Origin of the sequence: Peribacillus sp. FSL E2-0159 (assembly GCF_038643155.1) — a bacterium.
GTDB classification, from domain to species: domain Bacteria; phylum Bacillota; class Bacilli; order Bacillales; family DSM-1321; genus Peribacillus; species Peribacillus simplex.
This window is the reverse complement of the sequence record NZ_CP152053.1, coordinates 3781405-3805128: the sequence shown is the minus strand read 5'-3', so window position 1 is coordinate 3805128 and position 23724 is coordinate 3781405. Positions and strand designations below refer to the sequence as shown.

The window sequence follows — 23724 nt, the reverse complement described above, 5'->3', positions numbered from 1 at the left end:
AATCCATTTCACTCAAAGAATTCACTTGATCCGTTTTAAAGGAGTGGATGGCACCTGATCGTGTATGTCGGCAATCCAATCATTGATATAGACATATTGATTTTGTAATTGTTTTAGTTTTTGAAGAATTTCCCAACTCTTTCCGGATAAAGTAACGCTTTTTTCCAATACGTAAACTTTCATTAAATCGCCCTCCATCTCTATTATGGTAAAATGTATGAGGAATCATGCTGCAATTAGAACAGAGGAGTGGTCAGGATGAAAAAATTTGAAGAAAAAACGCTGTCTTCGGAAAAAATCTTCACAGGAAAGGTAATCAGCCTGCAAGTGGATGATGTAGAGCTTCCTGATGGGAAAACGGGTAAACGTGAAATAATCAAACATCCGGGAGCGGTTGCCATCATAGCTCTCACGGCAGAAAATAAAATCATTATGGTTGAACAGTACCGTAAAGCGCTGGAGAGAAGCTTGGTGGAAATTCCTGCAGGAAAGCTGGAAAAAGGCGAAGAACCGGTTCTGTCTGCTGAACGGGAGCTAGAAGAGGAGACAGGTTATGAATGTGAAAAAATGGAGCATATCATATCCTTCTATACATCCCCAGGTTTCGCCGATGAATTGGTCCACCTGTATGTGGCCCACAATTTGAAAAAGAAAGAAAACGCGGCCCCACTGGATGAAGATGAATTTGTTGAGATGCTTGAACTCACGTTGGAGGAAGCTCAAACTTACATGGATGAAGGGAAGATCCAGGATGCCAAAACGGCATATGCAGTTCAGTATCTGCAGTTGAAAAAGGCGATGACATCATAAATGAAGGAGTTTTACGCTGACCTTCATATCCATATAGGCAGAACGAGAAGCGGAAGGGCCGTGAAAATAACAGGTGCTAAAACGTTAACCTTCAGCAATGTGCTGCAAGTGGCAAGTGAAAGGAAGGGTCTTGATCTAATCGGGATAATCGATTGCCATTCTCCTGAAGTTATCGAAGAGATCGAAGCGGGGATTCTGGTTGGCGAAATTACGGAAAAGATTGAAGGCGGACTTCAATACAAGAATACAACCATCATTCCAGGCTCGGAGATTGAAATTTATGATCAGAATTGTAATGGACCTATCCATGTCCTCGCCTATTTTCCCACTTTAAAAGCGATGAAAGAATTCTCCTCATGGATGAGCAGACATGTTAAAAATATCACCTTGAGCTCCCAAAGGATTTATTGTGATGGAAGAACGCTGCAAAAGATCGTGAAGTCACTGGGCGGCCTATTTATCCCGGCACATGTTTTCACCCCATTTAAAAGCTTGTATGGAAAAGGGGTGCGATCCAGTCTGACAGAAGTATTCGATCCGAAGCTAATTGATGCCATCGAACTTGGTTTAAGTTCAGATACAGAAATGGTCAAGGATATCGAGGAGTTGGACTCCTATGTATTCGTGACAAATTCCGATGCGCATTCGCTTGGGAAAATCGCTCGTGAATATCAAAAAGTCCTGCTTGAAGAACCAAGTTTCAATGAGCTGGCAAAAGCCCTTAAAGAAAAAGGGAATCGTAAGGTGACCGTTAATTATGGATTGAACCCCTTATTGGGAAAGTATCATCAAACCGTATGTTCAGGGTGTTTACATCAGGTATTGAGGGAAAGTGAACAATGTCCCGAATGTGGTAATAAATCCATTATTAAAGGGGTATCGTCCAGGATCGAAGAACTCTCCATTTCCGAGATAGAAGGAAGATACGGAAGGGAAAGGCCGCCATATATCCATCAAGTACCACTCGATTTCATTCCAGGACTCGGACCTAAATCCATGGAAAAACTGCTGGTGGCATTTGGAACAGAGATGAATATCCTTCATGAAGTTACGCTTGAACAGCTCATGGAAATCGTTCCTGAAAAATTGGCGGTCTACATCGATTCTGCCAGAAAAGGAACGCTTTCTTTTGAAGTGGGGGGCGGAGGAAAGTACGGAAAGGTCAAAAAGGAATTAACCTGAAAAAAAGCCCTGACAGATGAGATCTGTCAGGGCTTTTTTAGTTTGTTGTTTTTGCATAAATGGAGGTGTCCCGTACTTCCTTGCCGTCTGCACTAAGGCAGTCATTACGCAAAATTCCTTCAAGGGTATACCCCAGCTTCTCGGGAATACTTTTGCTGGCAATATTATTAGGGTCACAGCGGATTTCGACTCGTTTTGCGCCATAATGGTAAAAGGCAAATTTAGTTAACTTTTCCACTGCCTCCGTTATGTAGCCTAGTTTACTGTATCTCGTATCAATCCAATAGCCAATTTCGAATTTAGGAATATCCCAGTTAATTCGGTGCAGACCAGTGGAACCGATGAATTGATCGTCTTCTTTCCTATAAATATGGAGTCTAATATCCTCTTTTAAAATAAAGTCCGCAAAGGACTTAAGGACGTTCTGTTCAGAAGTTTCCAAAGAAACATCTTGATGGGCAAACGGCAGCCACTGTTTCAATTCAGGTTTAGAATGGACAATGGCTTCGTGAACGTCCAGGCCATCGCCAGGCTGGCAAGGTCTTAGAAATAATCGTGGGGTTTCAATTTTTTCGGGGAAATCCATTAATATAGCTTTCATATCCTGCCTCCATATCATCAGTATGGAAAATTATAACATGAATTAGGTTCAAGGTGTTCGGCTGATGGGTAAGTTTTCTTAGCATAAACGAGAGAGTGAAAACATAGATTCTAGTAAGCGGAGTTGGGAGGATGAAAGATGAAAAAAAAATCTGTCGTACAAAATGCCGTAATGAAACATATTAACGAACATTCCTCATTATATGTCTTTATCACTGTGCTTTTTTTGATGGGTGTCATTTTTGGGGCAATATTGGTGAATAGTTTGAGCTTTACCCAAAAGGAAGACTTGTTCTATTATTTATCGCAATTTTTCGGACAAGTATCCAAAGGTGAATTTGCATCTTCGCATGATATGTTCAGCCAAAGTATTATGCATAATATAAAGTATATTGGGGTCATCTGGATTCTCGGAATATCGGTCATCGGTTTGCCTGTCATCCTAGTTTTGTTATTTATAAAAGGGATGGTTGTTGGATTCACAGTCGGCTTTTTAGTCAATCAAATGGGGTGGAGCGGGTTCTTATTATCGTTTGTCGCTATTCTGCCCCAAAATATATTCATCGTCCCGATATTCATCGTAATAACCGTCCTTGCCGTCTCGCTATCAATGAAAATGATCAGCCGGATTTTCCTTAAGCAGGTTCGTGAACCGCTGAAGCCGATAATTTCACGGTATATTTTCTCATTGGTTTTGTCGGGGTTATTTTTGATTACAGCTGCTGCATTTGAAGCGTACCTATCCCCTTCTTTAATGAAAAATGTCGTAAGTTTATTGGGTCATTGATGAAAATTTACCGTTCGTGGAAATTTTTTTATCATTAACAAGAAATCTATTTTGACAGTTTTCCCTCTTTTGATATAATGGATAGGATAGCGGCGCGGGAGGGAATATTAGGTATGGAAATAGAAAACAGAATTGATAGGATAAAAAAGCAGTTACACTCGTCCAGCTACAAATTAACGCCTCAGCGAGAAGCGACCGTCCGCGTTTTACTTGAGCATGAAGAGGATCATTTAAGCGCAGAAGACGTTTACCTCCTTGTCAAAGAAAAGTCGCCGGAAATAGGATTGGCAACAGTTTACCGTACGCTAGAGTTGCTGACTGAATTGAAGATAGTAGATAAAATTAACTTTGGAGACGGGGTTTCCCGTTATGATTTAAGACAAGAAGGAGCTGCGCATTTCCATCATCATCTTGTTTGTGTGGAATGTGGTGCGGTAGATGAGATCCAGGAAGACCTACTTGAAGACGTAGAAGACATTGTGGAACGCGACTGGAACTTCAAGATAAAAGACCATAGATTAACCTTTCATGGCATTTGTCATCGATGTCATGACAAAGAAGAAAATTAAGGTGAATGAAGTTGGACCTTTTCCATTTAATGGAGAAGGTTTTCTGCATTTTAAAAGCCTATTTTCTCAAGTAAGAGCTGTTTTTGTTTTCTCCTTTCCGAAACACGTATAAAACTTGTCCTGTTGGGCATAGATTGATACAAAGGATCGAATGGGAGGGGAAAGATGATGAAAACATCATTATCGCTTGTTTTGCACACGGCTAAAGTGATGGTTCTCTTTGTTAGCTTTACTGTTCTTTTTTATATAGGAATGGTATGGTTAAATCAGGAATATCAAAGTTATCATCGTTATGATGAACCGAAAGGCATGGCTGTAAAAGTATCGAAGGCTGTTGATACGGGTGAAGATGCATGGCTTGAACGCTTAATGTTGTTTTATTTAAACGGGGAGTAATGGATATGGAGAATCAAATTAGGGATTTCATTCATTTTTTAACCATCGAAAAAGGACTTGCCAAGAACACGCTCGTCTCGTATGAGCGTGACTTAAGATCATATTGGAGCTATCTGAAAGATGTTGAAACCATTGACGAATGGAATGATTCACGCCGGGTTAACATCCTGCATTTTCTCGTGCATTTGAAGGATCAAGGGAAATCATCAAAGACGGTGGCACGTCATATAGCCTCCATTCGGTCTTTTCATCAATTTCTTCTAAGGGAAAAAGTAACCGATCAGGATCCGTCCATACATATAGAAACGCCAAAACCGGAACGAAGCCTTCCAAAGGTATTAAGCATGGAAGAGGTTGAAGCACTATTGGAAGCACCGAAGAAAATGGATGAATTCGGTTTACGCGATAAGGCGATGCTAGAACTGATGTATGCGACGGGTATGCGTGTCAGTGAGTTGATATCCATGGATATGAGTGATGTCCATGCATCGATGGGTTTTGTCCGTTGTGTAGGGAAAGGGAATAAAGAGAGGATCATTCCGATTGGACAAACTGCATTGGGTGCGATTCAACATTATATGGAAAGTTCCCGGGGGAAAATGGCTAGCCCTAAGCACAGGACAGATTCACTTTTTTTGAATCATCATGGAAACAGGCTGACAAGGCAGGGATTTTGGAAGATTCTAAAAAAACTTGTAAAATCGGCACAAATAGAAAAAGAAATAACACCGCATACACTAAGACATTCTTTCGCGACACATCTATTGATGAATGGGGCTGATTTACGTGCCGTCCAAGAAATGCTTGGTCATGCGGATATTTCGACAACTCAAATTTATACACATATTACGAACGTACGGATCAAGGATGTATATTCAAAATTCCATCCGCGAGCTTAAAAGAATAGTAGAATGATAGAGAGGTTGTGAATTTAACTGCGAGGCAGTTGAAGGAGTAGCCTTTTTTCATTGTGGACTTTCCTGCTATAATGGCTGCCGATGATTCTTGCCACGTCTAATTGCACTTTGATTCATTCCGAAATATATTATTTGTCTCTATCATGGTAATCGTTTACAATGTAGAGAGGTCAGACTTCTGACGTTCTCGCGATTTCATTTAAATGAAGAGTAACTGAGCAGAATAAGGGTATTATAGAGGGTATAAAAAGTGATTTACTATTTTAGGAGGAATGACTCATGAAAGGGAATTCAGCATTTAAACGAATATTTGTAATAGTTATGGATTCAGTTGGAATTGGCGAAGCACCTGATGCTGATTTATTCGGTGATAAAGGGGCGGATACACTCGGCCATATCGCAGAAAAAATGAATGGATTGAACATGCCGACCCTCGCAAAATTGGGTTTAGGCAATATCCGTGAAATCAAGGGAATTGATAAAGCTCAGCAACCTCTCGCATACTATACGAAAATGAAGGAAGCCTCTACAGGAAAAGATACGATGACTGGACATTGGGAAATCATGGGATTGAATATATCGACTCCATTCCGTGTATTTCCAGATGGTTTTCCGGAATTATTAGTCAATGAACTCGAGGCAAAGATGGGTCGGGGAATTATTGGGAACGTCCCGGCAAGCGGCACGGAAATCATTGAAAGACTTGGCGAGGAACATATGAAAACGGGTGCGCTGATCGTTTATACATCAGCTGATTCCGTATTACAAATTGCTGCACATGAAGATATCGTCCCGATAGACGAATTATACAAGATTTGTGAAATTGCCCGTGAAGTAACAATGGCTGATGAGTTCAAGGTTGGACGCGTGATTGCCAGACCTTTCACAGGTGAGCCAGGCAACTTCAAAAGAACGCCAAACCGTCATGATTATGCATTGAAGCCTTTTAACCGGACAGTAATGGATGAATTGAAAGATTCTGGATATGATGTGCTCGCAATCGGGAAGATTTCGGATATCTTTGATGGGGAAGGCGTCACTGAATCATTAAGGACCGTATCCAATATGGATGGAATGGATAAATTAATCCAAACGGTAGAACAGGATTTCAAAGGGTTAAGTTTCCTTAATCTGGTCGACTTCGATGCTTTATACGGTCACCGTCGCGATCCCGAGGGATACGGTAAGGCATTGGAAGAATTCGATGCTAGGATGCCGGAAGTCCTTGATAAACTGAAAGAGGATGATTTATTGATCATCACTGCAGATCACGGGAATGATCCGGTCCATGAAGGAACCGATCACACACGTGAATATGTACCATTATTAGTCTATTCCAAACGATTTACAGAAGGTGCCGAACTCCCGATAAGAGATACATTTGCTGATATTGGGGCGACGGTCGCTGCTAATTTTGATGTGAAAATGCCTGCCTTCGGGAAAAATATATTGGGCGATCTAAATTTAGGGGAGATTAAATAGATGTTTAATAAAATAGAGACTGCTGCGTCATTTATAAAAAGTAAAATTGAAGGCACTCCGGAGATAGGCCTGATCCTTGGTTCCGGACTTGGAGTATTGGCGGATGAAATTGAAAATCCCATAACGATTCCATACCACGAAATTCCGGAATTCCCGGTATCGACTGTTGAAGGACACGCTGGACAACTTGTCATTGGTCATTTAAGTGGCAAAAAAGTTGTAGCGATGCAAGGACGTTTCCACTTTTATGAGGGTTACTCCATGGAGAAGGTCACTTTTCCTGTACGTGTAATGAAACTTCTTGGTGTTGAGCAGCTAATTGTAACGAATGCTGCCGGAAGCGTTAATGAAAGCTATGAACCAGGCGACTTGATGCTCATTACAGATCATATTAATTTAATGGGGGCAAACCCATTGATTGGTCCTAATGAAGAGCGTTTCGGCCCTAGATTCCCTGATATGTCGGAGGCTTATAATAAAGACCTTCGGGCGCAAGCAAAAAAAATAGCAGCTTCACTAGGATTGGATATTAAAGAAGGTGTCTATATCGGAAATACAGGACCGACCTATGAGACACCGGCAGAAGTGAAAATGGCAAGGATCCTTGGCGGGGATGCAGTTGGTATGTCGACAGTTCCGGAAGTTATCGTAGCAAGGCATAGTGATATGAAGGTGCTCGGGATCTCATGCCTTACCAATATGGCCGCAGGCATTCTGGATCAGCCTTTGTCGCATGAAGAGGTAATTGAAACGACGGAAAAAGTGAAAAGCAGTTTTCTGGAATTTGTTAAGAATATCGTTAAAGACATATAAAACGAACCAAAAAAAATATAAGTACACCTAAAGAGAAGCGGTGTCTTTAAAAAAGTGGGGATTCTAATATGAGAATGGTAGATTTAATCGAGAAAAAGCGTGATGGAAAGGCTCTTACTACAGAAGAAATACAGTTCATCATCAAAGGGTTTACCAATGGAACGATTCCGGATTACCAAATGAGCGCTTGGTCAATGGCTGTTTATTTCAAAGGCATGAATGAGCAGGAACGTGCTGATCTAACCATGGCAATGGTCGAATCAGGAGATCAAATTGATTTATCGATGATTGAAGGAATTAAGGTCGATAAACATTCTACAGGCGGTGTTGGCGATACCACAACTCTGGTGCTTGGACCATTGGTTGCTGCTGTAGGTGTTCCAGTGGCAAAAATGTCAGGACGCGGTCTTGGCCATACAGGCGGAACGATCGATAAGTTGGAGTCTGTAAAAGGATTTCATGTCGAAATAGAAAATGACGAGTTCATTCGACTTGTTAATAAAAATAAGATAGCTGTCATTGGACAAAGTGGTAACCTGACTCCAGCCGACAAAAAGTTATATGCATTGCGCGATGTTACGGCTACCGTTAACAGTATCGGCCTGATTGCTGGCTCGATCATGAGTAAGAAAATCGCCGCTGGTGCTGATGCAATCGTACTTGATGTTAAAACGGGAGCAGGCGCTTTCATGAAAACTCTCGAAGATTCCGAAGAGTTGGCGCATGCAATGGTTAGCATTGGAAACAATGTGGGGCGAAACACGATGGCTGTCATTTCCGATATGAGCCAACCGTTGGGTTATGCAATCGGAAATGCTTTAGAAGTGAAGGAAGCCATCGATACGCTTAAAGGAGAGGGACCGGAAGATTTAACGGAACTTTCTTTAACACTGGGAAGCCATATGGTATACCTTGCCAAAAAGGCAAGCTCGCTGGAAGAAGCAAGAACCTTGCTGGAAAATGCGATTAAGGATGGTTCTGCACTTAACTCATTCAAAGTTTTCCTGGAAGCGCAGGGAGGCGATGGTTCGGTTGTAGATCAGCCGGAAAAACTACCACAGGCTGCTCATACTTTCGAGCTGGAAGCGAAAGAGGACGGATATGTATCGGAAATCATCGCTGATGAAGTAGGAACGGCAGCCATGCTGTTAGGTGCCGGGCGGGCGACAAAAGAATCAGAGATTGATTTGGCAGTCGGACTGGTACTTCGTAAAAAAATCGGGGAAACCGTGACAAAAGGTGAATCCCTTGTGACGATTTACAGCAATTTTGAAGATGTTTCAAAAGTAAAAGAAAAATTGTATGAGAGCATTGCGATTTCAAAAGAGAAAATAGAAAAACCTACATTGATCTATAAAGAGATCATGGAATAAACATTTTCCAAAAAAGGCCGCGCTTTTGAGCGGCCTTTTTACGTCTATCTCATTGAATGTTTAAAAGAGGATGCCCATGCGCATCCTCTTTTAATTTGGTTAACTTTTGTTACTTGTTATCCAGTATATGTTCAAAATTCATCTTTATTTGTATAAAAATGGGTTTAATGGAAAAAATAAAACCTATAAAGATTGGAGGGTATGGAGATGAAGCGGATTCTTTCTCTATTTTTAACCGTATTGGTAGCAATGGGTTTTAGCATCCCGCATACAAAAGCAGCTGAAGAAAAAGGAGTCGAATTGGCGGCAAATGCTAAATCCGCTATTTTGATTGAACGGGATACAGGTACTGTTCTCTATGATAAAAATGCAGATGTTCGTCTTTCACCGGCTAGCATGACGAAAATCATGACGATGCTGCTGATCATGGAGGCAATCGATAAAGGCGAACTTAGCATGAAGGAGAAAATCAGGACTAGTGAGTATGCAGCATCGATGGGCGGTTCCCAGATCTTTCTCGAGCCTGGTGAAGAAATGACCACAGAACAAATGCTCAAGGGCATCTCGATTGGTTCAGCGAATGATGCATCGGTAGCGATGGCTGAACGTCTTGAAGGATCGGAAGAAGAGTTTGTTAGGAAAATGAACAACAAGGCGAAAGAGCTCGGGTTGAAAAATACAAAGTTCCAAAACGCAACAGGCCTTCCTGTTAAAGATCATTACAGTTCTGCACATGATATGTCGATCATGTCGAAGGAATTATTGAAATACGATACGATTACAAGGTTCACGGGTACATATGAAGATTATCTCCGTGAAAATACCGAAAAGAAATTCTGGCTTGTCAATACGAACAGATTGGTGAAATTTTATCCTGGGGTCGATGGACTGAAGACAGGATTCACAAATGAAGCGAAATATTGTTTGACAGCGACTGCCAAAAAAGGGAATATGCGCGTCATTGCCGTCGTTTTCGGAGCTGTTTCTCCAAAGGAACGAAACGCTCAGGTCACCAAGATGCTGGATTATGCATTTTCACAATACATCACATACCCGATTTATAAACGCGGCGAGGTGTTAGGTGAAGCCAAGGTAAGTAAAGGTCAAAAGAAAACCGTGGTTGGAGTGACAAGTGAACCTATTTCAGTTTTGACAGCCAAAAATGGAACGGCAAAGGACTTCACAAAAAAAATCACGCTTGATAAAGATTTGGATGCCCCGATTAAAAAAGGTGATGAAATTGGTACGCTTGAATTGAAGAAAAATGGTAAGGTGTATGTCGAATCTCCGATTGTTGCGAAGGAAACTGTTGAAAATGCCAGCTGGTGGCAATTGTATAAACGGGCTTTCGGCATGTTTACCCAGGCGAAATAGAATAAATTGTCGCAATGCCTGTTAATCGTACTAATTTAGGCGAAACTCCACTAGTTTTGCTAGTAAGGAGGAATCGGCAGGTGAAAAAGAGAATTTGACTCTTTATAAGACAGTGAAGGAGGCTGTATATAATGAGTCTTACGATTAATATGGAGGCGAAAAATCGCGTATTGTGCATTCGTCTCAAAGGTGATTTAGATCATCATACAGCAGAAAAATTGAAAAACCAGGCAGAGGCAGCCATTCAAAAGCATAATATCAAGCATATTATCCTTAACATGAAAGAATTGGATTTTATGGACAGTTCAGGACTCGGAGTTATTTTAGGGCGATACAAGCAGGTAAACAAAAAGCAAGGTGAAATGGTGGTCTGTGCAATTTCTCCAGCAGTAAAGCGGTTATTTGAGATGTCAGGGTTGTTTAAAATTGTTAAAATGGAACTATCCGAAAAAAACGCTTTGCAAAGACTGGGGGTTGCCTAAGATGAAAAATAAAATGGAAACGAAATTTTCTGCACTTAGCCAAAATGAATCTTTTGCCAGGGTAACTGTTGCGGCTTTCATCGCCCAACTGGACCCGACAATGGATGAATTGACAGAGATCAAGACTGTCGTGTCGGAGGCCGTTACGAATTCGATTATTCATGGGTATGAGAGTGACCCGGAAGGCTGGGTCTACATTTCAGTGGTCATCGAAGGAGATACTGTGGAATTGACCATCCGAGATGAGGGACTGGGCATTGAAGATGTCGAGGAGGCTAAACAGCCGTTATTTACGACAAAACCCGAACTTGAACGTTCCGGTATGGGATTCACCATCATGGAAAACTTCATGGATGAAATCAATATAATTTCTCATAAGGGTGAAGGCACGATCATTCGATTAAAAAAGCACTTAACTACAAGCAGAGCTTTGTGCAATTAAGGGAGACTTGCATATGGATGTGGAGGTTAAAAACGAGAAGAGCAAGAAAGGCCAGCCCCATTTAAAAGATGAGGAATTGCGGAATTTAATCCAACGCAGCCAGAGCGGTGACCAAGATGCGAGAAATCTGATTGTCAATAGCAATCTGAGGCTTGTATGGTCAGTAGTGCAAAGATTCCTCAATCGAGGTTACGAACCGGATGACCTTTATCAAATAGGCTGTATTGGTCTGTTGAAGTCCGTGGATAAATTTGACTTATCGTTTGAAGTGAAATTCTCAACGTATGCTGTGCCTATGATCATTGGTGAAATCCAACGTTTTATCCGTGATGACGGAACGGTTAAAGTGAGCCGGTCAATAAAGGAAATGGCGAATAAAATTCGCAGGGCCAAAGAGGAACTTTCAAAGACGTATGGCCGTGTTCCGACCGTCAATGAATTGGCGGAACACCTTGAGCTGTCGCCAGAGGAAATCATCATGGCCCAAGAAGCTAGCAGGAGCCCTTCATCGATCCATGAAACGGTTTACGAAAATGATGGAGATCCGATTACTCTTCTTGACCAGATTGCCGACCATAATGAAACATCCTGGTTCGATCAAATCGCTTTGAAAGAAGCCATACATGAATTGAATGAACGTGAAAGGCTGATTGTTTTCCTAAGGTATTATAAAGATCAGACGCAATCGGAAGTGGCGGCAAGGCTTGGCATTTCCCAAGTCCAGGTGTCAAGGCTGGAAAAGAAGATTCTTCAGCAAATGAAAAACCACATGAATCAGTGATTCATGTGGTTTTTTTATTGAGCTGAAAATAAATCTTGATTTTAGGAAAAAGTAAAAGTGATTCCTTATCAGGCAGGATAAAAATATGGGTGGGATCCAAATTTTTTAGTTGAATTTAGGATTAAAAACGAATATTATAGTAAAGGTCGCGTTTTTCATTCGTTTTTTTTTATCATACTATCAACGAATAATGATCACGAAAAGCGTCGATGCAGTACAATTTTAGGACACCTTGCCTTTTCGTGCAAACGGTTGTCGGTGTTTCCTTTAGATCTGGAGGTCTAAAATATGTTTATGGAAAAGTTTTTCTCCCTGAAAGAAAATGGGACGGATGTCCGTACAGAAGTCATGGCGGGTGTTACGACATTTTTAACTATGGTTTATATCCTTATTGTGAATCCGGCTTTATTGTCTTCAATCGGAATTCCATTTGAACAAGTTTTCATGGCAACGGTCATATCAGCGGTGATTGGTACCCTTATCATGGGGCTCGTTGCAAAATACCCGATTGCGATAGCACCAGGTATGGGTTTGAATGCTTATTTTGCCAGCGTGGTGGGGGCACAGGGCCTCTCATACCAGACTGTATTCGGTACGGTTTTCATTGCTGGTTTGCTATTTCTATTAATTAGTGTGACGAGCTTGCGTAAAATGATAATTGATGCGATTCCTAACTCATTAAAATATGGCATCACATCCGGAATTGGTTTATTCATTGCGTTTATCGGGTTGAAAAATGCTGGAATCGTAGTGCCTAATGAATCAACGATGGTGACGCTTGGCGATTTGCATCAGCCTGGAACCGTTTTAGCGTTAGCAGGCTTATTTATTACCTTGGTTTTTATGGCCCGTAATATTAAAGGGGCAATTTTCATTGGTATGATCATTACGGCAATCATTGGCTACTTTATCGGTTTGCTCAACTTCGATGGGGTCTTATCTGTACCTCCAACACCGGTATTTTTCGATATCGATATTGCTGGAGTCTTCACGAATTCTTTATATTCAATTGTTTTCGCCTTTTTACTTGTGACGATCTTTGATACGACAGGAACCTTGATTGGCGTGACGGAACAGGCAGGACTAACGAAAGATGGGAAAATCCCTCGTGCCAAGAAAGCCTTTTTAGGTGATGCGATTGCGACGACAGTCGGCTCGATGTTTGGTACAAGCCCTTCAACGGCCTATGTTGAATCAAGCACGGGAGTGGCCGCAGGCGGACGTACGGGATTAACCGCTACTGTCGTGGCAATCTTGTTTGCTGCATCGATTTTCTTTTCTCCATTGATATCGGCAATTTCTTCAGTTCAAGCAATTACAGCTCCCGTCTTGATTATCGTAGGATGTTTCATGATGGAAGGACTGGCTAAAGTCAATTGGAAAATTTTTGATGAAGCATTTCCGGCATTTGCGATCATTTTAACGATGCCGCTTACTTCAAGTATATCTACAGGGATTGCAATTGGGTTCATTACATATCCCCTTATGAAGGTATTCAGTGGAAAAGGAAAATCGGTACATCCGCTCATTTATATTTTTGGATTGATATTTTTGGTTCAGCTGATTTTCTTCCCGACTCATTAATGTATGAATGTAAATCAAAAAGACATGCTGTCATTGCAGCGTGTCTTTTTTTGTTTTCAATTTAGTAATATTTGGACATGGTTCACTTCCTGCATTTTCAATTGGTTTCCAATCCATACTACTAGCATAAGGAAATAAAAGGTCGGGATGTGATGATAGTGGCAGTTGTATATATCAGGATGAGGAACCGTGTACAAGTAAAGGGAAATCAAACGGTGAGGATAAAAGATATTGCAAGGATAATTGGACCTGAAGAAGTGATTACCACAATTGAAGAAATCATATTATTAACGGTCAAGAAGGAAGATAAGAATATTATTGTCATTGATTTGGCTCAAGTTATCATGGCCATCCGCAAGATGGATCAGACTATTGAAGTGGAGACATTCGGGCCCTCCCAAACGATCATCGAAATCATCCTCTCGAAAAAGAAAATGTCATACCTGACATTCGCCTTAGTTTGGTTTTTGTTATTTGTCGGAGGCGGGATGACGATCATGAATTTTCATGTGGATGTCAGCATGGGGGAAGTGCATCAAAAAATCTTTACTATAATAACGGGAAAAGTGGAAGATAAGCCGTTATTGATCCAAATCCCATACAGCTTCGGTCTTGGTATAGGCATGATTCTATTTTTTAATCACTTCTTTAAAAAACGCTTCAATGAGGAACCTAGTCCGCTCGAGGTTGAAATGTTCAACTATCAGCAGGATTTGGACCGTTATGTAATCATGAATGAAAATAAGGAGAACGTGCGCCGCCTTGATGACCGGTAAAATCATCTTCGGAATCTTTGTCGGTTTAGCCGGGGGTTTTGCGACAGGTGCCGGTTTTGTAGCGTTTTTAACTGTACTTGGGGTGATTCCGAGACTGACTCAGCTGACAAAAACAATGAAAATGATACATTACTACGAAGGAGCTATCATTGCCGGCGTTGTCGCAGGAACATGGTTAGGATTACAGGAAACGGAATTTTCCCTTCCGCATTTTTTATTAATTCCGATCGGTTTGGCTGACGGGATCTTTAATGGGATGCTTGCTGCTGCCTTAACTGAAGTCCTGAATGTATTTCCGGTTCTTTCAAAGCGAATCGGAATTCAAGAGAAAATCATTTATCTGTTAATGGCACTCGTATTGGGGAAAATAGCCGGATCATTATTCCAATGGATATATTTTGTCGATTTATAGGTTTATGTGGTAACTAATCCTGATGATGAAAGGTAGGCCCAAGATGGTGACCAAACGAAAAGTGATATTGATTACGGATGGAGATGAGTATGCGAAACGGGCTGTCGAGCATGTAGCCAAGGAAATTGGGGGAAGATGTATCTCCATGTCCCAGGGTAATCCATCACGATATACGGGCTTGGAGCTAGTTGAATTAATAAAAAAGGCGAAGTATGATCCTGTATTGGTCATGTTTGATGATAGCGGTTTTATCGGTGAAGGATCCGGCGAACAGGCAATGAAGGTAGTTGCCGGTCACCCTGATATTAATGTCCTTGGAGTGATAGCGGTCGCTTCAAAGACTAGAAGGGAAGAATGGACCAAGGTGGATATCTGTATTGACCGTGATGGTAATTTGACACCGAACGGGGTTGATAAATACGGCGCCGAGGAATTCGAACTGGGTAAGATTACAGGAGACACGGTGTATTGCATTGATCAATTACATGTTCCCATAGTAGTGGGGATAGGGGATATCGGAAAAATGTCCCATCAGGACGATTTTAAAAGAGGAGCACCGATAACGAAGCTAGCGGTGGAAATCATTTTGGAAAGGAGTGGTCATGATGACTTCAGAAAAACCTGAAAACATGAAACCGATTCCGGATAGGGTAGCGGAAGTTGACGCGTACATGAAAGAGAAAGTAGGTCTGGGCGTCAGCTTCGACTTAGGGGTAAGAAGGATAAAGGTCCTTAGAAAAGATGTGCATCTTTACTATATAAACGGGCTGACGGATACAGAGTTCATCATGGAAATCCTCGAATCTCTTATTCATAACAAAAATGCTGAAATCGTGACTACTAAAGTTTTTGATGCAGTCAAAGGCTTGCTCGTACACCAATCCGTTGAGGAAATAAAGACGATGGATGAGCTTGTTGATCAGGTATTATCCGGTTTAATCGTCATTGTTGTTGATGGTAAACCAATAGGATTGGTTGTTGATGTCAGGAGTTATCCCGGGAGACAGCCAGTAGAGCCTGATACGGAAAAAGTCGTCCGTGGATCAAGGGATGGTTTTGTTGAGAATATCATCGTTAACACAGCGATAACAAGACGGAGGATCCGTGATGAAAGATTACGTTTCGAAATGTTGCATGTAGGGGAACGATCGAAAACGGATATATCCATCGGCTACATTAAAGATATTGCCGATCCCGATTTGATAGATATCGTTCGAAAGGAATTGAATAGTATTGAGGTTGATGGCATAACGATGTCTGATAAAACGATCGAAGAGTTCGTCGTCAAGCAAAAATATAACCCATACCCGCTTGTCAGGTACACGGAACGGGCAGATGTAGCTGCAACACATTTACTTGAGGGGCATGTCCTTATTTATGTGGATACGTCACCGAGTGTCATCATTACCCCGTCCACTCTTTTCCATCACATGCAACATGCTGAGGAGTATCGGCAGGCGCCTGCTGTTGGAACCTTGGTGCGCTGGGTACGTTTTTTGGGGATTTTCGTTTCGTTATTCTTACTGCCGATTTGGTTATTGTTTTGTTTAGAGCCTTCCCTCCTGCCGGAGAAGTTCGAGTATATCGGGCCGAATGAAAAAACGCATATACCCATTGTGATCCAAATCTTCATTTCCGATATTGGGATAGAATTTTTAAGGATGGCAGCCGTTCATACCCCGACCCCGCTTTCTACGGCAATGGGCTTGGTTGCGGCAGTTTTGATAGGACAGATAGCGATAGATGTTGGCCTATTTGTTCCTGAGGTGGTTCTCTACGCTTCCGTAGCGACAATCGGTACATTTGTCACTCCAAGTTTGGAATTAGGGGTTGCAAATAAAATTTCCCGTTTAGTCCTGCTAGTGTTGGTTGCTTTATTTAAAGTGCCTGGCTTAATTATAGGCATCACACTCTACATTATTATGCTTACTAGTATAAAAACGTTGAATACACCTTATTTATGGCCGCTTCTCCCATTTCAGCCGAAGGCCTTGTCACATATAATATTTAGAAGACCTTATCCAGGTACTATAGAACGTCCGAGTATTGTACATCCCCAGGATATATATAGGCAGCCGAGAAAATCTAAAGGTTGATGTTGTCGAAAAGTTGTGGTAATTTAATTTTATTCGGATAAAGCGGTAATGTTAGGCTTCACAAAGAGATAGAGCTACTATGACTCTTTGGAGTTTAAACCAATCTGTCTTTCCCTTCGAACTACTAAGCAGTCATAGAGAACAATATTTAGGATTCGGATGAGGCTTGTTCATATAGAGGACCCTTTTTCACTTACAGCAGGGTTTCTTTATTTGAGGCTGCCTCATTTCTTATTAATCTTTAGTTTTAAGTCAGGAAGGTGAGGCTATATGCATTTGTACGGAACCGGTGGTGTCAATGAACGTGGACATCTGGAGATTGGCGGAGTGGACACGATCGAACTGATCGAAAAATTTGGTACACCATTATATGTTTATGATGTAGAGCTAATTCGTGAACGGGCAAGAGGGTTCAAGAGAACTTTTGAGGAATTGGGGATCCCAGCTCAAGTTGCTTACGCAAGTAAGGCCTTTTCTTCGATAGCCATGATCCAGTTGGCTGAACAAGAAGGACTTTCTCTCGATGTTGTATCGGCGGGGGAATTGTATACGGCAATTAAGGCAAATTTCCCAACTGAACGGATTCACTTTCATGGAAATAACAAAAGTGAAGAAGAGCTACATATGGCTTTGGATAATGACATTGGCTGTATAGTAGTCGATAATTTTTCAGAGTTGACACTGTTGGAGGAAATTTGTACAAACCGTGAACAAAAGGTGAAAATCCTACTTCGTGTAACACCAGGTATCGAAGCCCATACGCATGATTATATCTTGACAGGGCAAGAAGATTCGAAATTTGGTTTTGATCTTATTAACGGCCAGGCCGAAGGAGCCCTTAGACAAGCACTCCAAAGTGAATTTCTGGAAGTTCTGGGACTGCACTGTCATATCGGTTCACAGATCTTTCAAACGACAGGTTTCCTTCTTGCAGCCCAAAAAATTATCGGTAAGCTGAATGATTGGCATGGCTCGATAGGGTTTCAACCAAAGGTATTGAATCTCGGAGGAGGATTCGGGATCCGGTATACACAAGAGGATGACCCGCTACCTGCGTCTCAATATGTCGAGGAAATCGTCAGGGAAGTGCAGAACCTGATTGCTGATTCTGATTTAGTGATGCCAGAAATCTGGATTGAACCAGGCCGTTCATTAGTCGGAGACGCCGGGGTGACACTGTACAAGGTAGGGTCTGAAAAGGAAGTGCCTAATGTCCGTAAATATATTGCCGTTGATGGGGGCATGAGTGATAATATACGTCCCGCTCTTTACGAAGCGAAGTATGATGCCATTCTTGCAAACCGGCCGCTTGACCCTGTAGAAGAGACAGTGTCCATTGCCGGGAAATGCTGTGAAAGCGGAGATATGTTGATTTGGGATTTACCATTGCCAAAAGCCGGCCGCGGTGATGTCTTGGCGGTATTTTGTACAGGGGCATATGGATATTCCATGTCTAATAATTACAATCGGATTCCGAGACCCGCTGTAGTCTTTGCGGAAAATGGAGAAGCCAGGTTGGTCATCAAGCGCGAGACGTACGAAGATCTTATCCATTTGGATTTGGCCCTTCATGAAGCGGCAGTCGTCAATAAAGAATAAAAAAAGGATGGCATTGGCCATCCTTTTTTTATTTGATTCAGCTGAAAAGTGATTTGATCGCGTCTATTAAACTACTGAAGACTTCTTTCAATTTATCAAGAAACGATTGACCCTCTTCGGATTCAAGAAAATTGGAAAGCTTATCTTTAGCTGCAGTAAGCTGATCACCGACAGCGTTCCAATCAATATCCAACTCTTTTAACTTATTGAATAAATCAATTAAGCTTTGGACTTGATCATCATTTAAGGCGATTCCAAGGTCTTTTGCTGAAGACTCGACAACCTCGCGGACCTCTTCAGTATTGGCTGGTGGATTTGCAGCCATTTCCTCTTTGATTTTCGTAACCAGTGCAGAGGCTTCCTCTGTACCGATTTCGTCACCCAATTTTGCTGTTTTCACCATTTCTTCATTCGCTGCCTGTTTCACATCTTCGGGAATCTTCTTGTCGGCAGAGATTTCATAGGCTTTAATGACCCCTGTCAAAGCCGCTGTACCGGAAACGGGTATAGGTGCAGTGACATAAATGGTAGCATCTTTTACTCCAGCAGTTGCCAGTGCATTGATATACATTTCATCGGAAACCCAGTTAATGTTTTTCGACTCCAGTTTAAGTCCGGTACCTTTTTCCTCCAAAGTAATGGCAGAAGATGAAATCGCTTTTGTACCGATCAGACGGCTAGCGATATAGTCTCCTAAGTATTCATGTTCCTCCGCATTTGTAACCGTTAGAACCTCAACATCACTAGGTGCTTTCATTTCTGATAAAATCATATTTTTTTGTTCATTTGTCAAATTCTCACCAAGTGTGACGATCATTTCACCAACAGCTGCATCTGCAAAAGCCTTATATGGCAATAATAGACATAATAAAATGGTTACAATGACCCATTTATTCATTTTTTTCATGATAATCCTCCTTAACTTTTCCTGCTGAATTGGGAATCTTTCAATAAAAGGGCGGCACTTTATATCAGATTCATAGTATTTGACGAAACAAAGGATAAAAAAGATACATATTTTCCTGAAAAAAATTTATATAGCCCAAGAAAGCTACGTTTTTTTAACGAAGAAGTTGGGTGTATCTTTGTCTTTTATACCTAAGAGGGCACTCTATGAACCTATATCACTTTACCAATGTAGTAAAATCGAAGCAAGATTGCAAGGATATTTGTCAGATTGTGTTAAGTTATAGTAGAATGAATTCGTTATTTAAATATTTGGACCATTCATAAAGGGAGTATGGGATGAGGAAAAGTAATAAGGCTCTTTTACTTATGATGCTTATTATCGCTTTGATGTGGGGAATCGTATACTGGCTATTTATCGCTTAGCACATAGCACATCGATAAATCAAGTGCTGAAAGTGATGTTGAAACGAACGAGGTTTTTATGTATGATGTAAATGTTATATGTGAGGATTATTATTCAAAGCAAATTAATTGGAAACAGGAAGATAATAAAAACGTTATTTAGTAACGAGGGATATTATGTTGATTAAGTATAAGAAAAGTTATGAGAAGTTTGCCATGGGATTATTATCTTTCATGCCAAATGAAAAAGAGATAAAAACGCTTCGAAATACGATGAAGAATTATGAAACGGATGAAAATCTACAGCTGTTCTTATGGAAAGATGAAGAGATTACTGGCTTGATCGGGATAGAAGTCTCTCCAAACCACATTGAGATACAACATATATCTGTAAATCCATCCTTTCGGAAGCAAGGTATCGGTAAAACGATGGTCAGGGCCATCAAGGAACAATATCCTGACAAAGATTTAAAAGCGAATGAGTTTACGGAAAGCTTTCTTGACAGGTGTGAATAATTCTGAATATGAAGCTTGAATGGAGGACCACCTTTAAGGGCGGTCCTCCATTCTTGTTTTTCGAAGGGATAGCTGCCGAGCCCTTTCAGAAATGACATCCGAACGATCACGCATTAGATGCTTATCGACTATTGATGAATTAGCCATGTCGCTATCTGCACCCCATATGTACCCGTCATGCAAACACATTGACTGGCATTTTTCGATCAAGCTTTCATCCGCTATCGGCAGATTAATGCTTTCATATGGCTTTTGTGATAACATTCGCTCATGGGTGGTTTCGAGCAATTTGAACAGTCGTTCTGGATCGAGTCCCAACTTCAGGAGCTCGGTCTTTTTAGAACGGAGATTTGCCAGGGCTTTAGACAGGGTCCTTGCAGCCCCTTTTTTGTTTCCCCTGCGGTCATGATACAGGCCAACCGCAATTTGAATGAGCCCGACCCAATGAGAGTCACGCTCTTTTGGTGCAGTTTCCTTCCAATATTCTTCAAGAATTTCATGACATTCGAAGTAATCCCTTGTCCCATGGAAATGGAAAAGGAAAGAAAGGTAGTCTTCCGCGTAATTCAATAGGAGCACCCCTTTTGTTTGATGGAATCTAAGGCAAAAAGCAATTTTTCATAGCTTAACACACGCTGTGTATACTCAATAAGTTTAGCATAGAATTTTTTCTTGGAAAATAAAGAAAGCCGATTGCAAGGCAATCAGCTTGATTCATCAGTCTTCAATTAACACCAAGAAGCACCGACGATAACTAATAAAATGAACAATACTACAATAAACGCGAATCCACCGCCGTGTCCAAAACCACCTGCACCCATAATGAGTACCTCCTTTGTTCTGCTATTCTTACAATTCTAGGTTATGTTGGATTTGGGAATGTGATTGGGCATCAACCCATTTGTCGGAAATCCATTTAAATAACTTTTCTGAGGACAATAAATTATTATTTGGATAAAGGGCGGCAATCCACTATACTTGATAAGTAAAAGAAATAGGCCTTTATCGGCCAATTAGATTTAAATGAGGTAATTTAATGGGTTATAATATAAAAATTGACGCTTTCGAAGGTCCGATGGATTTACTCCTGCATTTGATTAATCGCCTGGAAATAGACATATATGATATTCCGATGGCTGATATAACAGATCAATACCTAGGGTACATCCATACGATGCAGCATCTGGAATTGGATGTAGCCAGCGAATATCTGGTGATGGCTGCAACACTGCTTGCCATCAAGAGTAAAATGTTGCTGCCAAAGCATGAGGATGAACAATTGATTGATGAAGATGGTGAAATATTTGAGGAAGATCCACGGGATGAGCTTGTGGAAAAACTATTAGAATATAAAAAGTATAAATTTGCAGCTGAAGAATTAAAAGGGATGGAAGAAGAGCGCAGCTTGATGTTCACTAAACCTCCAAGTGATTTATCTGTTTATGTTAAAGAAGCGGAAAGTGATAAACAAGAGTTGAACGTAAGTCTATACGATATGTTAGGAGCTCTGCAAAAACTGCTGCGAAGGCAAAAAATTCAAAAGCCGCTTTACACAAAAGTAACGAAACAAGAGATATCGATAGAGAAACGAATGGATGAAATCATGATTGAGTTACAATCAATTAAAGGGAAGAAAAGTTTTTTTGAACTGTTTTCGCTCCCGGTTAAAGAGCATATCGTCATCACTTTTATGGCGGTGTTGGAACTGATGAAATTGAATGAAATCATCGTTGAACAGGAAGATAATTTTTCGGAGATCATGATTGCTGCTAAGGAAGGTGTAGAACCAGTTGGAAGTTATTAATTGGAAAGGGATTCTTGAGGCATTATTGTTTGCTGCCGGAGATGAAGGGCTCTCCGTCAAACAAATTGCCTCTGTCCTGGAAATTACGGAATATCAAGCAACGGACATCGTTGAAAGTTTAAAGGAAGAATATATATCGGATGTACGCGGGATTCAGGTGATTGAAATAGCGGGTGTTTATCAAATGACAACAAAGAAAGAGCACTCGGATTACTTGAAAAGATTAGTGGAAACATCAAGCACTCAAGGCTTGTCCCAGGCGGCTTTGGAAACACTCGCAATCATTGCCTATAAGCAGCCAATTACTAGAGCTGAAATTGATGAAATTCGCGGAGTGAAAACGGAACGCCCCATTCATACACTTGTCACAAAAGTCTTAATCAAAGAGGTCGGACGTGCTGAAGGCTCCGGCCGGGCTTATTTATATGGGACAACAAAAGAGTTTTTGGATTACTTCGGCCTGAATTCCATAGATGAATTACCGCCTCTCGCCGATAATTCGGATGATAGCTTTGAAAATGGTGAAGCCGATCTGTTTTTTGAAAAATTTCAGCAAACAATCGAATAACATTTTTCATTAAATTGTGATAATATAGAAAAAAATGAATGCGGGGGGATTGCGGGTGCAAATTGTAGCATGCAATGGATTTGGGCTTGAAAAGGAAAAGTCAAATTCACCTGAGGACTTCTTTAATCGATCCGTTATACAATACATAAAGGATGGAGAAGAAAAGACGCTGAATGTACTGTATCTTCGCTATTTTGATGAGATGGTCACTAGTTGGACCCCATATCCCGCCAATCCTATATTCAAAAGCCCTAACAGAGATATTTATATGGCTGATATCATTGCCATGGTCTGTCTACTCAAGGACCCGAGCCTGGTTAACCGAAAACGTATATATATAAATGCAGAAAAAGAGCTGGCTGGTTATTTCGAAAATATAGATTTTGAAAAATTGGAGAAAGTGTTTATATCTATTGACCAAGCTAAACCATATGATATAGAATCACATGTTGACTATTTTATTCAATCTTAATCATTTTGAGGAGGGTTCACGGTTGGGGAATACATTGGTAAAATCTCAGCTTGAGGATGTAAAAGGCTTTTTAGAAACGACAGTGGCTCAGTTAGAAGAATTTATAAATGAGACGACCTATTCTAAGCTGCAAGAGGAAAAAAGCGGGGATGAAACCTATTATAAAGGGATCCTTTCTAGTTTAAGAAGAATGCTTGTAAGTTGTGAAGAGGGCTTGGAGGCTTGCCAAATCGTTCTGAAAAATGATGTTTTCAATAAAGCAGCAGCTGAAAAGACGCTTTATAGAGTTTATCATCAATGTATCGAAGAATACTTTTCCCCAAAATCAGATCGGTGGTTTGAGGACAGCAGATCTGCCTATACAGGAAAAAACTCGATTAAATTTCACCAAAGTGTACCTGACAGCATAATATCCATTCTGAAGGCCGTGGAAAGTGGATTCCAGACCATGCGTGAAGAATTGGAGTTTTATGAAACGGATTACCGGACGAAAATGTTACAGTCAAGATAATGAAACAGCTAGGCTTAATAGGCCTTGCTGTTTTTTTTAGCTATAAATGGAATCTCCGCTTAATCGA

At 41.0% G+C, this 23724-nt stretch carries 29 protein-coding genes; 24 read left to right on the top strand and 5 right to left on the bottom strand.

The genetic code is table 11. The annotated features are described in order from the left end of the window. Positions 1-21: 21 nt before the first annotated feature. On the bottom strand, positions 22-183 hold the full coding sequence (gene mciZ, locus NYE63_RS18520; protein ID WP_207439406.1) for a Z-ring formation inhibitor MciZ: 162 nt from the start codon (positions 181-183) through the stop codon (positions 22-24). A gap of 75 nt (positions 184-258) precedes the next feature. Here mciZ and NYE63_RS18515 point away from each other — a divergent pair, with 75 nt between their 5' ends. After that, positions 259-810: an NUDIX hydrolase gene (locus NYE63_RS18515; RefSeq protein ID WP_305162652.1), complete on the top strand. Its 552-nt coding sequence runs from the start codon at positions 259-261 to the stop codon at positions 808-810. Beyond that, on the top strand, positions 811-1992 hold the full coding sequence (locus tag NYE63_RS18510) for an endonuclease Q family protein (RefSeq protein ID WP_342602218.1): 1182 nt from the start codon (positions 811-813) through the stop codon (positions 1990-1992). A gap of 37 nt (positions 1993-2029) precedes the next feature. Here the strand turns inward: NYE63_RS18510 and NYE63_RS18505 are convergent, their stop codons facing one another. Beyond that, positions 2030-2593, bottom strand: a complete 564-nt coding sequence (locus NYE63_RS18505; RefSeq protein ID WP_342602217.1) for a GNAT family N-acetyltransferase — start codon at positions 2591-2593, stop codon at positions 2030-2032. A gap of 138 nt (positions 2594-2731) precedes the next feature. On the opposite strand from NYE63_RS18505, the gene spoIIM reads away from it, so the two are divergent. The 17 genes from spoIIM (at position 2732) to lysA (ending at position 18475) form a co-directional block, all read left to right on the top strand. After that, positions 2732-3379, top strand: coding sequence for a stage II sporulation protein M (gene spoIIM / locus NYE63_RS18500; protein WP_034308157.1), 648 nt, complete (start codon positions 2732-2734; stop codon positions 3377-3379). Between the two features lie 119 nt (positions 3380-3498). Beyond that, positions 3499-3948: a Fur family transcriptional regulator gene (locus tag NYE63_RS18495; RefSeq protein ID WP_034311309.1), complete on the top strand. Its 450-nt coding sequence runs from the start codon at positions 3499-3501 to the stop codon at positions 3946-3948. A gap of 168 nt (positions 3949-4116) precedes the next feature. After that, positions 4117-4344 (top strand): YqzK family protein, encoded by a 228-nt coding sequence (locus NYE63_RS18490; RefSeq protein ID WP_342605823.1) that lies wholly within the window; start codon positions 4117-4119, stop codon positions 4342-4344. A 5-nt stretch (positions 4345-4349) separates the two neighbouring features. After that, positions 4350-5243 (top strand): site-specific tyrosine recombinase XerD, encoded by an 894-nt coding sequence (gene xerD, locus NYE63_RS18485; protein WP_342602216.1) that lies wholly within the window; start codon positions 4350-4352, stop codon positions 5241-5243. Positions 5244-5540: 297 nt separating this feature from the next. Next, positions 5541-6743: a phosphopentomutase gene (gene deoB / locus NYE63_RS18480; RefSeq protein ID WP_063233143.1), complete on the top strand. Its 1203-nt coding sequence runs from the start codon at positions 5541-5543 to the stop codon at positions 6741-6743. Further along, positions 6744-7556, top strand: a complete 813-nt coding sequence (locus NYE63_RS18475) for a purine-nucleoside phosphorylase (RefSeq protein ID WP_342602215.1) — start codon at positions 6744-6746, stop codon at positions 7554-7556. A 68-nt stretch (positions 7557-7624) separates the two neighbouring features. Beyond that, positions 7625-8929 (top strand): pyrimidine-nucleoside phosphorylase, encoded by a 1305-nt coding sequence (locus NYE63_RS18470; RefSeq protein WP_342602214.1) that lies wholly within the window; start codon positions 7625-7627, stop codon positions 8927-8929. A gap of 207 nt (positions 8930-9136) precedes the next feature. Next, the gene (locus NYE63_RS18465; protein ID WP_342602213.1) at positions 9137-10303 is read left to right on the top strand and encodes a D-alanyl-D-alanine carboxypeptidase family protein; all 1167 of its coding nucleotides are present in this window, start codon (positions 9137-9139) and stop codon (positions 10301-10303) included. A 131-nt stretch (positions 10304-10434) separates the two neighbouring features. Continuing rightward, the gene (gene spoIIAA / locus NYE63_RS18460; protein ID WP_251540867.1) at positions 10435-10785 is read left to right on the top strand and encodes an anti-sigma F factor antagonist; all 351 of its coding nucleotides are present in this window, start codon (positions 10435-10437) and stop codon (positions 10783-10785) included. A 1-nt stretch (position 10786) separates the two neighbouring features. Next, complete coding sequence (gene spoIIAB, locus NYE63_RS18455) at positions 10787-11227, top strand: anti-sigma F factor (protein WP_034308139.1); 441 nt, start codon at positions 10787-10789, stop codon at positions 11225-11227. A 13-nt stretch (positions 11228-11240) separates the two neighbouring features. Beyond that, complete coding sequence (sigF, locus tag NYE63_RS18450) at positions 11241-12008, top strand: RNA polymerase sporulation sigma factor SigF (protein ID WP_342602212.1); 768 nt, start codon at positions 11241-11243, stop codon at positions 12006-12008. A gap of 294 nt (positions 12009-12302) precedes the next feature. Further along, on the top strand, positions 12303-13592 hold the full coding sequence (locus tag NYE63_RS18445) for an NCS2 family permease (protein WP_342605822.1): 1290 nt from the start codon (positions 12303-12305) through the stop codon (positions 13590-13592). A gap of 152 nt (positions 13593-13744) precedes the next feature. Continuing rightward, complete coding sequence (locus tag NYE63_RS18440) at positions 13745-14368, top strand: stage V sporulation protein AA (RefSeq protein ID WP_342602211.1); 624 nt, start codon at positions 13745-13747, stop codon at positions 14366-14368. After that, on the top strand, positions 14358-14780 hold the full coding sequence (locus NYE63_RS18435) for a stage V sporulation protein AB (RefSeq protein ID WP_148358836.1): 423 nt from the start codon (positions 14358-14360) through the stop codon (positions 14778-14780). The genes NYE63_RS18440 and NYE63_RS18435 overlap by 11 nt, the downstream gene beginning before the upstream one ends. A 43-nt stretch (positions 14781-14823) precedes the next feature. Then, on the top strand, positions 14824-15405 hold the full coding sequence (locus NYE63_RS18430) for a stage V sporulation protein AE (RefSeq protein WP_098370826.1): 582 nt from the start codon (positions 14824-14826) through the stop codon (positions 15403-15405). Continuing rightward, the gene (locus NYE63_RS18425) at positions 15386-16876 is read left to right on the top strand and encodes a spore germination protein (RefSeq protein ID WP_342602210.1); all 1491 of its coding nucleotides are present in this window, start codon (positions 15386-15388) and stop codon (positions 16874-16876) included. Before NYE63_RS18430 ends, NYE63_RS18425 begins: the two co-directional genes overlap by 20 nt. Before the next feature lie 270 nt (positions 16877-17146). Next, a complete protein-coding gene (lysA, locus tag NYE63_RS18420) occupies positions 17147-18475 on the top strand; it encodes a diaminopimelate decarboxylase (RefSeq protein WP_342602209.1) in 1329 nt (442 codons plus the stop codon). Between the two features lie 37 nt (positions 18476-18512). Here the strand turns inward: lysA and NYE63_RS18415 are convergent, their stop codons facing one another. Next, positions 18513-19382 carry a DUF1002 domain-containing protein gene (locus NYE63_RS18415; protein WP_342602208.1) on the bottom strand — a complete coding sequence of 290 codons (870 nt, stop codon included), beginning with the start codon at positions 19380-19382 and terminating at the stop codon, positions 18513-18515. A gap of 581 nt (positions 19383-19963) precedes the next feature. On the opposite strand from NYE63_RS18415, the gene NYE63_RS18410 reads away from it, so the two are divergent. Next, positions 19964-20302, top strand: coding sequence for a GNAT family N-acetyltransferase (locus NYE63_RS18410; RefSeq protein WP_342602207.1), 339 nt, complete (start codon positions 19964-19966; stop codon positions 20300-20302). A 33-nt stretch (positions 20303-20335) separates the two neighbouring features. Here the strand turns inward: NYE63_RS18410 and NYE63_RS18405 are convergent, their stop codons facing one another. Next, positions 20336-20872 (bottom strand): DUF309 domain-containing protein, encoded by a 537-nt coding sequence (locus NYE63_RS18405; RefSeq protein ID WP_342602206.1) that lies wholly within the window; start codon positions 20870-20872, stop codon positions 20336-20338. 158 nt (positions 20873-21030) lie between these two features. Continuing rightward, entirely contained in the window at positions 21031-21123 is a 93-nt protein-coding gene (locus NYE63_RS18400) for a YjcZ family sporulation protein (protein ID WP_081108854.1), read from the bottom strand. Positions 21124-21338: 215 nt separating this feature from the next. Between NYE63_RS18400 and NYE63_RS18395 the strand changes: the two genes are divergently transcribed. Genes NYE63_RS18395 through NYE63_RS18380 form a run of 4 tightly spaced genes read left to right on the top strand, consistent with a single transcriptional unit; the run spans position 21339 to position 23657 of the window. Further along, entirely contained in the window at positions 21339-22106 is a 768-nt protein-coding gene (locus NYE63_RS18395) for a segregation/condensation protein A (RefSeq protein WP_063233155.1), read from the top strand. Beyond that, positions 22093-22674, top strand: coding sequence for an SMC-Scp complex subunit ScpB (gene scpB, locus NYE63_RS18390; RefSeq protein ID WP_076365560.1), 582 nt, complete (start codon positions 22093-22095; stop codon positions 22672-22674). Before NYE63_RS18395 ends, scpB begins: the two co-directional genes overlap by 14 nt. Positions 22675-22729: 55 nt before the next feature. Then, on the top strand, positions 22730-23146 hold the full coding sequence (locus NYE63_RS18385; protein ID WP_342602205.1) for a hypothetical protein: 417 nt from the start codon (positions 22730-22732) through the stop codon (positions 23144-23146). A 22-nt stretch (positions 23147-23168) separates the two neighbouring features. Beyond that, complete coding sequence (locus NYE63_RS18380) at positions 23169-23657, top strand: YpuI family protein (RefSeq protein ID WP_034308117.1); 489 nt, start codon at positions 23169-23171, stop codon at positions 23655-23657. The last annotated feature ends 67 nt before the right edge of the window (positions 23658-23724 follow it).

Bases quoted from the DNA above. Each gene is read 5' to 3' on its own strand.
- spoIIAB (WP_034308139.1), top strand. From the start codon at position 10,787: ATGAAAAATAAAATGGAAACGAAATTTTCTGCACTTAGCCAAAATGAA.
- NYE63_RS18445 (WP_342605822.1), top strand. From the start codon at position 12,303: ATGGAAAAGTTTTTCTCCCTGAAAGAAAATGGGACGGATGTCCGTACA.
- sigF (WP_342602212.1), top strand. From the start codon at position 11,241: ATGGATGTGGAGGTTAAAAACGAGAAGAGCAAGAAAGGCCAGCCCCAT.
- NYE63_RS18490 (WP_342605823.1), top strand. From the start codon at position 4,117: ATGAAAACATCATTATCGCTTGTTTTGCACACGGCTAAAGTGATGGTT.
- NYE63_RS18395 (WP_063233155.1), top strand. From the start codon at position 21,339: ATGGGTTATAATATAAAAATTGACGCTTTCGAAGGTCCGATGGATTTA.
- spoIIM (WP_034308157.1), top strand. From the start codon at position 2,732: ATGAAAAAAAAATCTGTCGTACAAAATGCCGTAATGAAACATATTAAC.
- NYE63_RS18400 (WP_081108854.1), bottom strand. From the start codon at position 21,123: ATGGGTGCAGGTGGTTTTGGACACGGCGGTGGATTCGCGTTTATTGTA.
- NYE63_RS18435 (WP_148358836.1), top strand. From the start codon at position 14,358: ATGACCGGTAAAATCATCTTCGGAATCTTTGTCGGTTTAGCCGGGGGT.
- deoB (WP_063233143.1), top strand. From the start codon at position 5,541: ATGAAAGGGAATTCAGCATTTAAACGAATATTTGTAATAGTTATGGAT.
- mciZ (WP_207439406.1), bottom strand. From the start codon at position 183: ATGAAAGTTTACGTATTGGAAAAAAGCGTTACTTTATCCGGAAAGAGT.
- spoIIAA (WP_251540867.1), top strand. From the start codon at position 10,435: ATGAGTCTTACGATTAATATGGAGGCGAAAAATCGCGTATTGTGCATT.
- xerD (WP_342602216.1), top strand. From the start codon at position 4,350: ATGGAGAATCAAATTAGGGATTTCATTCATTTTTTAACCATCGAAAAA.
- NYE63_RS18415 (WP_342602208.1), bottom strand. From the start codon at position 19,382: ATGAAAAAAATGAATAAATGGGTCATTGTAACCATTTTATTATGTCTA.
- NYE63_RS18515 (WP_305162652.1), top strand. From the start codon at position 259: ATGAAAAAATTTGAAGAAAAAACGCTGTCTTCGGAAAAAATCTTCACA.
- NYE63_RS18425 (WP_342602210.1), top strand. From the start codon at position 15,386: ATGACTTCAGAAAAACCTGAAAACATGAAACCGATTCCGGATAGGGTA.
- lysA (WP_342602209.1), top strand. From the start codon at position 17,147: ATGCATTTGTACGGAACCGGTGGTGTCAATGAACGTGGACATCTGGAG.
- NYE63_RS18475 (WP_342602215.1), top strand. From the start codon at position 6,744: ATGTTTAATAAAATAGAGACTGCTGCGTCATTTATAAAAAGTAAAATT.
- NYE63_RS18510 (WP_342602218.1), top strand. From the start codon at position 811: ATGAAGGAGTTTTACGCTGACCTTCATATCCATATAGGCAGAACGAGA.
- NYE63_RS18430 (WP_098370826.1), top strand. From the start codon at position 14,824: ATGGTGACCAAACGAAAAGTGATATTGATTACGGATGGAGATGAGTAT.
- NYE63_RS18465 (WP_342602213.1), top strand. From the start codon at position 9,137: ATGAAGCGGATTCTTTCTCTATTTTTAACCGTATTGGTAGCAATGGGT.
- NYE63_RS18440 (WP_342602211.1), top strand. From the start codon at position 13,745: ATGATAGTGGCAGTTGTATATATCAGGATGAGGAACCGTGTACAAGTA.
- NYE63_RS18505 (WP_342602217.1), bottom strand. From the start codon at position 2,593: ATGAAAGCTATATTAATGGATTTCCCCGAAAAAATTGAAACCCCACGA.
- NYE63_RS18410 (WP_342602207.1), top strand. From the start codon at position 19,964: ATGTTGATTAAGTATAAGAAAAGTTATGAGAAGTTTGCCATGGGATTA.
- NYE63_RS18470 (WP_342602214.1), top strand. From the start codon at position 7,625: ATGAGAATGGTAGATTTAATCGAGAAAAAGCGTGATGGAAAGGCTCTT.